Here is a 12,425-nt window from a genome sequence, read left to right as displayed (position 1 = left end):
CCGAACTCCTCGAACTCCTCGAACAGCAGGTCCCCGCCGCCCGCGCCTCCGCCGCCCGCCCCGCCACCGACGTGTGGGCCGAGGGCCTGGCCGCGCACGCCGTCGGCGACTGGACCGAGGCCCAGCCCCGGCTGGTGGGAGCGCTCCTGTCGCAGTACGACGAGAACGCCCCCGTCCAGGAACGGCAGGAACTGCTCAGCCAGTACCTCGACCTGCGCTCCGCCGAGGACACCGACAACGCCGCCCTCACCCGGGCCGTCGAGCTCTACGCCGAACAGCGCCGCAACCGCATGCGCGGTCCGGTCGACGACCCCACCATCGGCGGCGTGCAGTGGATCACCCTCGGTGAGTTCCGCAACCAGATCGCCGGCAAGTCGATCTGCCTGATCGCCAACTCCGGGCGCGTGGGAGCGAGTTCGATGGGCGCCGAGATCGACGCGTACGACCTCGTCGTCCGCTTCAACTCCTACCGGATCGACCCGAGGCACACCGGCGCCAGGACCGACATCCACGTCACGATCCACAAGCACGGCTTCAACTGGGACCAGCAGGTCACCACCCGGCTCGTCTTCGGCGGTGTCTCCGGGGACTGGAAGTACTCGCTGCGCAACCGCCTGGTGCCCGGCGCCCAGACCTACCTCGGCGACGAGTCGCTGCGCTGGCCCCTGCGCAACATCGGCAAGGTCGGAACCGACGTCTGGGCCGGCATCCCCACCTCCGGCTTCAACATGCTCTGGCTGCTCGACTTCCTCGACGTGAGCCCGAAGCTCGACCTGATCGGCTTCGACTTCTACGAGAGCGGCGCCTACCGGGTCCAGGAAGCGATGAAGCTCGCCATCACGTCCGTGCACGAATACACCAGCGAGAAGGCATGGGTCATGGAGCGGGCCCAGAGCGTGACCGACATGAGGATATCCCTGCGATGACCACCAACTCCCTTACCGGGACCGCCGACACCCCGGCCCCGGTGACCGACGCGCACGCGCTCACCGGCAAGCGGAAGATCGCCTTCGCCAGCTTCGTCGACGAGAACTACCTGCCCGGCTTCCTCGTCCTGCTGCGCAGCCTCGCCCTGTCCAACCCGGGCGTGTGCGAGGACTTCGTCGTCCTCTACGACGACCTGCGCCCCGGCTCGATCGCCCGGATCCGCGCCCTGCACCCGAGGATCGTCCTCAAGCGGGTCGACGCCGACCGCTACGACTCGTACAAGAAGGGCGACCAGGACAACTACCTGGTCCGCAAGGCGTACTTCATCCTGGACGTGTTCAGGATCCGTGAGTACGACACCGTCATCACCCTCGACACCGACATGGTCGTCCTCGGCGACCTCGGTGAACTCCTCCAGCTGCGCGAGGGCCTCGCCGCCGTCCCGCAGTTCTTCTACGGGCAGCACAAGCTCAACTCCGGGCTCCTCGTCATCCAGCGCGAGTACCTGAGCGACTCCTTCTGCGCGAAGCTCGACCAGTGCGGCCGCTCCGGCGCCTACGAGCTCGACAAGCACGACCAGGGCATCCTCAACGCCGTCCTGGACGGCGACTTCGTGCGCCTCGACGCCCGTTACAACTTCGTCAAGCGGCGCCTGTCGGGTGACCTGCCGGTCCCGGACGACACCGCGATCCTGCACTTCACCGGCCGCCACAAGCCCTGGCAGGGCGGCGAGGCGGGGTACAGCCGGGCCGAGGAGCGCTGGCGCGAGTACGAGCTGTCCGACGCCGAGTTCCAGGCCGCCTACATGGAGCAGCAGGGCGGGCTGCACCACGACCTGATCGTGCACTACGGCACCCCGCACGTCGCCCGGACCTCCGACGTCGAGGCCGCCCGCAAGGTGGCCGCCGCCCACATCTCCACCGGCGACTACCAGGACGCCGTCGACATCCTCGGCAGCGTCCGCATCCCGCTCGACGAGGCATGGCCGCACGAGGTCCTCGGCCACGCCCTGATGAGCGTCTCCCGCTACGACGAGGCGAGGACCCAGCTCCTGCTGGCCGCCGCCGCCCCCAACCGGGCCGCCACCGCCTACGCCCGCCTCGCCCAGATGGCCTGGGTGCACGGCGACAACAGCGAGGCCCTGAGGTACGCCACCGCCGGCATGGCCGTCGACCCCACCCACCGCTCCAGCCGGCTGTGGGCGCAGCGCGCCGCCGCCGTACCGTCCCAGGAACTGGGTGCCCCCGAGGACCAGTTGGCGCACGTCGCGTTCTACATGGACCGGCAGGGCAACGCGGGCGACAAGCTCCTGCCGGAGAGCGTCCGTTCCGCCTTCGGCCCCGACACCACCTCCCGCCGCTGGCACTCGGTGCACGCCCACCGCCTCTTCGACGAGAGCGCCCTCCAGCGCGTCAACCGCCGCCGCGGCCTGGTCATCGGCGGCGGCGGCCTCTTCATCCCGGACACCATGCCCAACGGCAACAGCGCCTGGCAGTGGAACGTCCCGGACGAGCTCCTCAGGAGCATCGACGTGCCCATCGCGGTCTTCGCCGTCGGCTTCAACGCCTTCGACGGCCAGTCCTACCGGGCAAACCGCTTCCGCGACTCGCTCCGGCTCCTCGTCGAGCAGTCCTCCTTCTTCGGACTGCGCAACCACGGCTCGATCGAGAAGGTCCGGGCCATGGTCCCGGCCCACCTGCACGACAAGATCCGCTTCCAGCCCTGCCCGACCACGGTCACCCGTCACCTGCTCCAAGGCTGGCAGGACCCGGCCGAGCGCGACGACACGATCCTCATCAACGCCGCCTACGACCGGGCCGGCCTGCGCTTCGGCCACGACTACGGCTACTTCCTGGCCCAGATGGCCAAGGCCGTCCGGGAACTGGGCGAGCTGGCCGAGGTCCAGTGCGTGGCGCACTCCCTGGACGACGAGAAGATCGTCTTCGACCTGCGGCGCGAGCACGGCATCTCGATGCCGGTCATCCCGATGTACGACTTCGAGAACAAGGAGATCCTCGACCTCTACGCCCGCACCAAGCTGGTCATCGGCATGCGCGGCCACGCCGGCATGATCCCCTTCGGCTGCGGCACCCCGATCATCAGCCTCATCTCGCACCCGAAGATGGCGTACTTCCTGCGGGACATCGAGCGGCCCGAGTGGGGCGTCTCGGTCCACGACCGCCACCTCGCCGACCGTCTGGTGGAGCGGTCCAGGGAGCTGCTCGCCGACCACGACCGGACCGTCGCCGACGTCCACGGCCGCCAGCAGGAGCTGTGGAAGGTCACCGAGGCCAACGCGGCCGACCTGCGCGTCCTGCTGGGCGGCTGAGCACAGCATGACGACGACCCTGGCCGGCGACACCTCCGTACGGCCCACCGCGCCCGGCGGCCGCCGCTCACCCCTCAGGTGGGCGGCGGTCGCCGTGCCGTCCGCGGCCGCCGTGGTCTTCACCGTGCCCACCCGCGGTCTCACCGGCGACCTCCACTACGTCCTGGCCGCCCTGCGCACCGGCCGCGCGGCCGGTTACTCCCCGTCGGAGGTCTTCACCCACCGCCCGTTCTTCTACCGGTGGTTCGTCGCGCTCCTCGACCGGCTCGCCTTCTTCGGGAGCACGGCGGTGCGCGAGGCCGTGATGAACGCGGCGGGCGTCCTGCTCGCCGCCGCCGCGGCCTACGCCCTCCACGCGGCCCTGCTGCGCCGGACCACGCCCCGCGAGGCCGCGCTGACGGCCGGTGCCACCGGGCTCGCCCTGGCCCTCGCGCCCCGCAACGACTTCCTCCAGCCGGAGTGGACGGCCGTCGTCCTCACGGTATTCGCGGTCGCCGCCGCCCTGGGCCCCCGACGGCCCTGGCCCGCGGCCCTGCTCGCCGCGCTCCCGCTCGGCCTCGCGGTGATGATGAAGTACTCCACCGCCGCGACCGCCGCGATCGGGGTCCTCCTCGTCTACGCCGTCGACCGCGGCCGGGCCGTACGCATCTCCCTGGTCGGCATCCCGGCAGCCCTGGCCCTGTTCGGGCTGAGCGTCCTCGCGGGCACCCGCGAGTGGCAGTGGACCGAGGACATGCCGCAGATCAACCAGTCCGCCCTCAGCCGGACCGGCATCCACCCGCACTTCATCCTCGACCGCACGGTGGACTTCCTCGCCGACCGCGCGGTCACCAGCCCGGTGCTGCTGCTCGCGCCGGGCGCGCTGCTGCTCGTCCTGACCCGGGTGCGGGGACGGCTGCGCCGCACCGAACTCCTCGTGATCGCCGCCCTCATCGGTCTCGCCGCGCAGGCGGTCGTGGTCGTGCAGGGCAACTGGTTCCTCTACCACGGAGCGCAGATGCCCGTGGTGGCGGCGGTCGTCTGGGGGGTCGCGGTGGGCGGCGCGCGCAGGTCCCCGCCGTGGTGCTTCGGGGCCGTGTCCCTGCTGTACGGCATGCTGCCCGTGGTGTACGCCCAGCTGCCCGGCAGGTTCCAGCGGCCGTGGGAGGTCTGGGCGGCCGGACTGCTCGCGCTGCTCGCGGCCGCGGTGGACGTGCTGTGCGAGAAGCGGCTGCGCAACCGCTCGGCCGTCCTGGTCGCCCTGTCCGGTGTCGTCCTGCTGGCCGCGAGCATCTGGCCCGGCTCCCCGCACCTGGTGCTGCACGGCAAGGTGACCGTCACCGGCTCCGGGTACCAGGAGCAGCAGCGGCGCACGGCCGAGGAGGTCGACCGGATCGCCGCCCAGCTTCCCCCGGACGCACCGGTCCTGTACCTGGCCTTCGGGGAGACGGCGTACGACCTCGACCACCCGGCCCGGTGCCGGTACCCGATCGCCACCTTCCTCCAGCGCACCCGCTATCTGCCGGACGTGGCCGAGCTGAAGTCGTTCCGGGAGAACGCCGACTGCGTCGACCACGACCCGGCCCCGTACGCGGTGCTGGAGCGGCCCTGGTTCCAGCCGGGCCACGTCGACCCGGACCTGTGGCGCCGGGTCACCGCCGTGTACGACTGCCCGCCCGGGAAGCCGGGGGAGCGGCTGGTGCTGTGCGTCAGGCGTTGAGCCCCAGCGCTGCGGTGACCTCGCGGGCCATCGCCACCGAGTAGCTCTGCCCCCGGTCCTGGGGGTAGATCTGCGCCATCGTGGCCAGCGTGACCCGGCTCATGGGCGTCTCATGGGCCGGGATCAGCGCCCGGTACCCGGGCGTCACCACCGGCTGGGCGAACCCGGCCTTCGAGAAGTGCCAGGTCTGGATCCAGGACCTGTCGAAGGCCGGGTTGATCCGCCGGAGATACGGCACGAACTCGTCGAGCAGCTGACCCGGGTCCGTGGTGAACCGCCGGTCCTCGCGTTCCACGTAGTTGCCGACGTAGAGGACGTGCCGGCCGCCGTAGACGGACGGGTCGATCATCCTCGTGTGCTCGACCACCGCGAGGAACGGGAAGTCCGGCTCGTTGATGTTGAGCCAGTAGTACGGGATCACGCTGCGGTCCAGCTCCAGCACGAAGCAGGTGGCGCCCAGGTACTGGTTCGTCCACAGCGTGCTGTCGTCGGGCAGCCCGGCGGCCTTCGCGAAGGCGGGCTGCGGGGTGGTGACGATCAGCCGGTCGAAGGCGTACGACGACCCGTCCGCGCAGGTCACCACGGCCTCCTCGGCCCCGTCCTGCCGGATCGACTCGACCGCCTTGCCGAACTCCACCTTCCCGCCGCGCTCCTCGATCCCGTCCTGGAGAGCCGCGTACACCCGCTCGAACCCGCCGTCCACATAGCCGAGTTCGAAGGTCCGGCAGTGGATCCGCGCCCACAGCCACGCCATCGACACCTGTTCGGCGCGGTCGCCGAACTTGCCGCGCAGCAGCGGCTCCCAGATCGCGGCGGTGGCCTTCTTCCCGGCCCACTTGCGCAGCCACGCCAGCGCGGTGAGGTCGTTGTAGCGGTCGCCCTTGCGGACCGCCTTCAGCACCGCCGACGAACCGGCGAAGCGCACGGCGTCGATGGGGCCGAACTCCGGGAAGCGCAGCATGTCGAGGGGAGAGGTGAAGTCGATCAGCTTCCCGCCCCGGTAGATGCCGGTGGTCGGCCGGTGGAAGCGCAGCGCGTCCCCCAGCCCCAGCTCCTCGATGAGCGCGATCATCGCCTTGTCGCTGCGGAAGATGTGGTGGTAGTACCGCTCCAGCGGAACCCCGCCGACCTCCAACGACGCGGCGAGACCGCCGAGTTCGTCGGCCGCCTCCAGAACGGTGACCTGGTGGCCGGCGCGTACGGCGTCCCAGGCGGCGGTGAGGCCGGTGGCACCCGCGCCGATGATGCCGAGGTTCATGCGAAGCTCCACTTTCTGTTGAGCACGAACTGGAGCGCCAGGACCAGCGGCAGCGACCCCGCCTTGATCAGGGTGGCGTCGATCCCCAGGCCGTCGGTGAAGGCGAGGAAGAGCAGGTTCGTCAGGGCGATGCCGGTCAGGCCGACGGCGTAGAACCGCAGGAAGCGCACGACGAGACGGTCGCGGCGCTCGAAGGTGAACCGTGCGTTCAGCACGAAGTTGTTGGCGATGCCGAGCGTGGTGCTGATCGCGTTGGCGAACTGCTCGTCCATCCCGGCCGCGTTGTGCAGCAGCAGGAAGACGACGAGGTCGAGGGCGACCCCGCTGCCGCCGATCAGGGTGTAGCTGAGCAGCTGCCGCGAGAGCCGCCGCGGGGCCGGAGCGGCGGTGGTCCCGGGCGCCGTGGTGTCAGCGCTCACCGTCGCCGCCGATCACGTCACGCACCAGATACAGCGGCCGGCCCTGCGCCTCGCTGTAGATGCGCCCCACGTACGCGCCGATGACGCCCAGCGACAGCATCTGCGTGCCGCCCAGGAACAGCACGACGCACATCATCATCGTCCAGCCGGAGACCGTGATGTCGGGGCGGAAGAACTTCATCGCGAGCGCGTAGACGATGCCGAGCAGCGACAGCGCGAGCACCATGAAACCGAGCCGGGTGATCATCTTCAGCGGGGCCGTGGAGAAGCTGGTCATGCCGTCGATCGCGAGGCGGGCCATCTTGCGCAGCGGGTACTTCGTCTCGCCCGCGAACCGCTCGTCGCGGTCGAAGGCCACCTCGGCCTGCCGGTAGCCCATCGAGGCGACGATCCCGCGCACGAAGCGGCTGCGCTCACGGTACTTGCGCAGCTCGTCCGCCACCCGCCGGTCAAGGAGGCGGAAGTCCCCCGTGTCCAGCGGGATGTCCACATCGGTCGAGGAGCGCAGCACCCGGTAGTAGAGGTGGGCGGTGGCCCGCTTGAACGCGGTGTCCTGCCGCGAGCGCCGACGCGCGTGCACGATCTCGGCGCCCTCCCGCCAGACGTCCACCAGCTCCAGGCTGACCCGCGGCGGGTCCTGCAGATCGGTGTCCATCACGATCACCGCGTCGCCCCGGGCCGCGTCGAGACCGGCGGTGATGGCGATCTGGTGCCCGAAGTTGCGGGCGAAGTCGACGACCCGGACCCGCTCGTCGTTCTTGGCGAGGTCCTTCAGGATCGTCAGCGAGCCGTCGCCGGAGCCGTCGTTGACGTACACCAGCTCGAAGTCGAGTTCGGGGCGTCCGCCGAGTGCCGTGACCAGCTCGGCGTGGAACGCCCTGATGCCGTCCTCCTCGTTGTAGACGGGGAGGACGTACGAGACGAGGGAGCGGCGCACGGGCTCCGGTTCCGGCGGCGTCAGCCGTGCCGGGACGACATCGGGTATGCGCGGTCGTATGTCCTGCTGGGGCATTCGGAGAAGCTATGGAAGGTCTGTGAACTTCCGTCGAACTGGCCGTGGCCGCAAGCCGTCCGCCCTGTCTCGCTTGCCTTTCGTCCCCGGCCGTCCGGTGTGTCAGCCGTGCGGAGTGAACAGCAGGTTCCGTGTCCTGGCCGGCCGCGGCGCGTACCACGGGACGAGCGTGCCGTCGTGCTCGGTGACCCAGTGGCAGTCGTAGCCGAGGGGGTCGAACTCGGCGAGCAGGATCCGCATGTCCGCGTCCCGCAGCGCTTCGAGCAGCACCGTCGGCCGGTCGCGCTTGAGGACCTGGCGGGCCCCCTCCAGCACCGCCAGCTCGTGCCCCTCGACGTCGATCTTCATCAGGTCCAGCCGGGTGTCGGCGAACACCTCGTCGAGGCACACCAGCCGGATCCGCTTCTGCTCCGCGTCGGCGGCGCCGCCCTCCAGGGTCGAGCCCGTGGACAGGAGGTTGCCCGCGAAGCGGACGCTGATCTCCGCCCAGCCCGCCTCGCTGGACACGCCCGCCTGGTACAGCTTCACGTTCTTGGCGGCGTTGGAGCGGACGTTCACCGAGAGCCGCGCGTGGATCTGGTCCACCGGCTCGAAGGAGTGCACCTTCGCGCCCGGGTTGGCGAGGGCGGCGATCATCGAGAAGTAGCCCACGTGCGCCCCGACATCGGCGATCGTCGTGCTCTTCGCGGCGAGCCGGGACCAGGCGGCGAGGCTGCCGGGCTCGTAGCCGAAGCGGCCGTTCCACAGCGTGTCCAGTCCGACCGCGTCGTCGTTCACGCAGAACATCACGAAAGGCGGGCAGTACGGGGAGTCGATCTCCACATAGCCGCGATAAGGGAATTTCTTCCGGTGGGTGCGAATGATGTCGCTGGTGGCGACCGGCCGGACGGATGGCGCGTGCGCCAGCATGCGGGCGTTGGCTTCTTCGAGCCGGTGGATACGCATCCCGCGATCGTAGGGGCGCGCCGGGGACTTGTCACAGGTCCCGCAAAGCGCGAAAGGGCCAGGTCATGAGCCGTATGACCTGGCCCTTTCCGAAGGGTCGCGCACGGGTTTCCCGTGGTTCACCCAGTGTTCCGGCTAGCGTTTCACAGCCTTCTTCAGCGCCCGCGCCCGCCGCACCACCCGGCGCGCGGTGGAACTGCGCGGCAGGAATGCCAGCCGCTCCGGGATCCCGCCCGGCAGCCCCAGCGCCGTCAGGCGCTTCTTGCGGAAATAGCGGCGGGTGCGCGGACCGAAGTGCCGGGTCAGATAGCTTTCCGCGGCCGGGCGCAGCGAGGGGTGGATCTGAGGCTGCAGGGTGAAGCCGAGCGCGGTGATCAGGTCGTTGAGCGTGTCCGCGGGAACGGCCTCCTGGCCCCCACGGCCCTCCAGGTCCGGCAGCACCGCGTCGGCCAGCACCACGGGCACCCGGTTGCTGTTCTGGTACGGCGTCAGCCGTTCGAGCAGCAGCTCGGTGCCGATACGGGCGGCCGGCAGGTCGCAGAGTGCGGAGGCCGTGAACAGGGCGGTGGAGAAGCAGCCGACGACCAGCGCGGGCCGCGTCTTCTCGAACACCACCTCGGCGAGCACCGGGGTGTCCAGGACGGTCAGGTCCACACCGAGCCTGTCCGCCTCGGCCTCCAGGACGCGGCTGAAGCGGGCCGGCGCGCTGGGATGCGGCTTGAAGACGACCGAGCGGTGCCCCCGGGCGACCGCCCCCTTCAGCATCCGGACGTGCAGGTCCTCCTCCTCCGCGGGGGTCAGGATGTCCAGCGCGGAGAGGTACTGCCCGAGCAGCAGGGCCGCGTTGTCCGGCAGCTGCGGCAACTCCTCGACGGCGGCGGTCAGTTCACCCATCGCCTTGAGGAAGGCCGACGTCGGCACCACGACCGGCGGCACGTCGAACTCGGTCAGCAGCATCGGGACGAGGCCCGCGACCAGGTCCAGGTGGAGCAGGCGGCGCACCCGGGTGCCGACCAGCGGGTCGAGCTTGTTGCGGGTGGGGCCGTAGCTCATCAGGCCGTCGGCGTAGACGTCGACGGGGGCGCCGGTGAAGATCTGCGCGACGGTGAGCGCGGGGGTGACCTGGATGGACTCCAGGACCAGTTCGACCCGGTCCTCGCCGAGGCCCCACAGCAGGCGCAGATAGCGCTCGAACAGGGGGATGTCGTCCGGGCGGGGCGTCCAGGAGCCCGGGTGGAAGGGGCGGATCGCCTCGTTCCAGGAGAGCACCTCGTCGAAGTGGTCGCGCAGCGGCGCGAAGCCCGGCATCTCGTCCAGCGGCGTCGAGGTCTCCGGTGTCGCCGTGTTGTTGAACACCAGCAGCACCCGGCGCTCGGGCTCCTCGAACAGGTCGGAGTCGATCGCGGCGGCCAGCGTGACCGCGCCGTACAGCGTCGAGGCGCAGAAGATCTGGGTCGTACGGTAACCGGTCGGGGACATCACGCGGCCGCCTTCGCAGTCGTGGCCCGCCGCCGCAGCCGCCGCAGCTTGGCGGAGCGGTGCAGGTCCATGGTGTCGAGCACGCCGGCGAGCATGTCCTGCGGCATCCGCCCGATGGCCGCCGCGCACATCACCCGCAGCTGCTTGGCCACCGACGGCTCCCACTTGGACTCGTCGGAGAGATGGTGGGCCATGATCGCGCAGTAGGTGCGCACCGCCTTGGGCAGCAGCCGGTCGGCGTCCCGGTCCGCCGCCGTCTCCTCGATGACCTGGTCGAAGGCCCGGATGAAGTCGAGCTGGCGGGCGTCGCCGATCTGGGTGAGGGAGGAGGCCACCCCGCGCCGGTAGAACACGCCCAGCAGACTCACCACGGCGAACGACTCGGCCTCGCGGTGCAGCTTCCAGATCCACGGCCGGTCCTCGGCCGTGCGCAGCCCGTCGGTGAAGTGCAGCAAACCCTTGTCGAGCAGACGGCGGTGATAGGCACCGGCCCACGCGTACGCGTAGTCCACGGACGTCGAGCGGTCGGCGGGCAGGATCGCCTCGCGCGGGTTCATCACCTCGTTCCGTCGCCCGATCGGGACCCGGTGCACGGTCCGGGCGCGCGCCACGGTCTGGACATGGTCGGTGCGGACGAAGTCGCAGCCCAACCCCTCGATGGCGGCGAGCAGTTCCGGGAGGTAACCCGGCGCGAGCCAGTCGTCACCGTCCAGGAAGGTCAGGTACTCGCCGCGCGCCGCGTCGAGGCCGGTGTTGCGCGCGGTGGCGAGCCCTCCGTTCGTCTCGTGGTGGAGGACCTGCACCTGGGCGACACCGGAGAGCTGCTCGGCCGCACGGTCGAGAATCGCCGGAGTTTCGTCCTTGGATTTGTCGTTCACCAGCACGAACTCGAAATCGCTCCGCGCATTCATGCGAAGACTTCGGAGGGTGTCCGGGGCGTATTGCTGCACGTTGTAGAACGGCACGATGACGGAGAGCTTAGGCACCCGCGAAACGCTAGAAGGCGGTCCGGCAGCGGAACTTTCCGGCAAGGGGACTGCGGGTGAACTCGATGTGTCGGAACGGTGCATCCCGTGTACTTCCCGGTCCTCGGCGGGCCAGTTCGACTCTCGGTGGGCTGTTGTTAACTTTTCGTTGATTCGCGGTTGGGCCGCACCTAGAAATTGCTTCCTAGCGTCGTCGTCGTGCCGCCAAGTACAACGAACTCCCTTCGAATCGCCGTCCTCGCGGACTCCGACACCCGCTGGAAATGGGGTGCGCTGACCGCCGACCGCATCCCCCCGGGCCCGTCCATGGAAGCCGGACCCCGAGGCGGGGCGCAAGCCGGCCACGCGCTGGACGGATACCTGCTGCGCGGCCGGGCCACGCCCACCGCACGCCAGCTCGAAGAGGTCGGCGTGCGCGCGGACTCCCTGCGGGAGGTCACCGCCGTCGAGTTCCTGCGCACCATGGCCGAGACGTCGTACGACATCGTCGTACTGGCCCTGGTCGGCGGCGGTGTCCAGGCCATGCTGCACGGCCTGGCGCGGGTCTGGGAGGGGCTGGAGAAGCGGCCCGTCGTCGTCACCGGCTACGTCGGCGTCGTCTACGAGAAGCTCGCCGACGGTCTGCTCCTGCGGCACGGGGCCGACCTGGTCCTCGCCAACTCCCGCCAGGACGCCGAGCGTTTCCGCGCGGTGTACGAGGGCGTGGGCGCGGACGCCTCGTCGGTCACGGAGGTCGCGCTGCCGTTCCTCGGCGGGACGCCCTACGAGGGTGAACACGACCCGTACACCGTGGTGTTCGCGGTCCAGCCCTCGGTGCCGGACAACCGCAGGGACCGCGTGTACCTGCTGGACCGCCTCATCCGGCACGCCCGGCTGCACCCCGGGCGCGAGGTGCTGCTCAAGCTGCGCTCCAGGCCCGGCGAACACACCACGCACATCGAGGAGCTGCCCTACCAGAAGCTGATCCAGCGGCTCGATCCGCCGGCCAACTTCCGCCTGGTGTACGGCAACATGGGCGAGGTCCTGGACCGGACCGACCTGCTGGTCACCATCAGCTCCACGGCGGCCCTGGAGTCGCTGCACCGGCGCATCCCCACCGCGGTCCTGACCGACCTGGGCATCCGCGAGGTCCTCGGCAACCACCACTTCGTGGGCTCCGGCTGCCTCGCCTCCTGGGACCAGCTGGACGCCGGACACCGGCCGGTGCCGGACGAGGAGTGGGTGGCCCGGCAGGGTGTCGTGGCTGGGGGTAGCCCCTCTGGGGGAGGCTCGTACGCGCACGCCTTCGAAGCCGCCCGCGAGCGCATCACCAAGCTGCTGGCCGCGCCCGAACGGCCCCCGCTGAGCCCGTACTACACACCCGTCACCGCC

The 12,425-nt window shown here is 70.3% G+C and carries 10 protein-coding genes; 4 read left to right on the top strand and 6 right to left on the bottom strand.

Annotated features, from left to right (window positions below; translation table 11 throughout):
- The 3 genes from EHS43_RS23720 to EHS43_RS23710 all read left to right on the top strand — a co-directional run.
- Positions 1-926, top strand: a 926-nt coding sequence (locus EHS43_RS23720; RefSeq protein ID WP_185806372.1) for a glycosyltransferase family 29 protein, incomplete at its 5' end; no start/stop codon positions are given.
- Positions 923-3,256 carry a glycosyltransferase gene (locus tag EHS43_RS23715; RefSeq protein ID WP_125192791.1) on the top strand — a complete coding sequence of 778 codons (2,334 nt, stop codon included), beginning with the start codon at positions 923-925 and terminating at the stop codon, positions 3,254-3,256. The genes EHS43_RS23720 and EHS43_RS23715, both read left to right, overlap by 4 nt.
- 7 nt (positions 3,257-3,263) lie before the next feature.
- Positions 3,264-4,955, top strand: a complete 1,692-nt coding sequence (locus EHS43_RS23710; RefSeq protein WP_125192790.1) for a hypothetical protein — start codon at positions 3,264-3,266, stop codon at positions 4,953-4,955.
- Here the strand turns inward: EHS43_RS23710 and EHS43_RS23705 are convergent.
- The 6 genes from EHS43_RS23705 to EHS43_RS23680 form a co-directional block, all read right to left on the bottom strand.
- Positions 4,945-6,213: an NAD(P)/FAD-dependent oxidoreductase gene (locus EHS43_RS23705; protein WP_125192789.1), complete on the bottom strand. Its 1,269-nt coding sequence runs from the start codon at positions 6,211-6,213 to the stop codon at positions 4,945-4,947. The genes EHS43_RS23710 and EHS43_RS23705 overlap by 11 nt on opposite strands.
- Complete coding sequence (locus tag EHS43_RS23700; protein ID WP_125192788.1) at positions 6,210-6,632, bottom strand: GtrA family protein; 423 nt, start codon at positions 6,630-6,632, stop codon at positions 6,210-6,212. The genes EHS43_RS23705 and EHS43_RS23700 overlap by 4 nt, the downstream gene beginning before the upstream one ends.
- On the bottom strand, positions 6,622-7,644 hold the full coding sequence (locus EHS43_RS23695) for a glycosyltransferase family 2 protein (RefSeq protein ID WP_125192787.1): 1,023 nt from the start codon (positions 7,642-7,644) through the stop codon (positions 6,622-6,624). Before EHS43_RS23695 ends, EHS43_RS23700 begins: the two co-directional genes overlap by 11 nt.
- A 102-nt stretch (positions 7,645-7,746) precedes the next feature.
- Entirely contained in the window at positions 7,747-8,589 is an 843-nt protein-coding gene (locus EHS43_RS23690; RefSeq protein WP_125192786.1) for an FkbM family methyltransferase, read from the bottom strand.
- A gap of 135 nt (positions 8,590-8,724) precedes the next feature.
- Positions 8,725-10,068: an alpha-2,8-polysialyltransferase family protein gene (locus EHS43_RS23685; RefSeq protein WP_125192785.1), complete on the bottom strand. Its 1,344-nt coding sequence runs from the start codon at positions 10,066-10,068 to the stop codon at positions 8,725-8,727.
- A complete protein-coding gene (locus EHS43_RS23680) occupies positions 10,068-11,054 on the bottom strand; it encodes a glycosyltransferase family 2 protein (protein ID WP_125192784.1) in 987 nt (328 codons plus the stop codon). Before EHS43_RS23680 ends, EHS43_RS23685 begins: the two co-directional genes overlap by 1 nt.
- Before the next feature lie 198 nt (positions 11,055-11,252).
- Here EHS43_RS23680 and EHS43_RS23675 point away from each other — a divergent pair.
- On the top strand, positions 11,253-12,425 hold a 1,173-nt coding region (locus EHS43_RS23675), incomplete at its 3' end, for a DUF6716 putative glycosyltransferase (RefSeq protein WP_125192783.1).

The sequence above is a fragment of the Streptomyces sp. RP5T genome (genome assembly GCF_003933965.1).
In the GTDB taxonomy this organism is placed as follows: Bacteria; Actinomycetota; Actinomycetes; order Streptomycetales; family Streptomycetaceae; genus Streptomyces.
This window is presented reverse-complemented; position numbering and strand designations above follow the sequence as displayed.

Coding starts and splice junctions, on each gene's coding strand:
- EHS43_RS23705 (WP_125192789.1), bottom strand. CDS start 6,213: ATGAACCTCGGCATCATCGGCGCGGGTGCCACCGGCCTCACCGCCGCC.
- EHS43_RS23685 (WP_125192785.1), bottom strand. CDS start 10,068: ATGTCCCCGACCGGTTACCGTACGACCCAGATCTTCTGCGCCTCGACG.
- EHS43_RS23690 (WP_125192786.1), bottom strand. CDS start 8,589: ATGCGTATCCACCGGCTCGAAGAAGCCAACGCCCGCATGCTGGCGCAC.
- EHS43_RS23695 (WP_125192787.1), bottom strand. CDS start 7,644: ATGCCCCAGCAGGACATACGACCGCGCATACCCGATGTCGTCCCGGCA.
- EHS43_RS23710 (WP_125192790.1), top strand. CDS start 3,264: ATGACGACGACCCTGGCCGGCGACACCTCCGTACGGCCCACCGCGCCC.
- EHS43_RS23715 (WP_125192791.1), top strand. CDS start 923: ATGACCACCAACTCCCTTACCGGGACCGCCGACACCCCGGCCCCGGTG.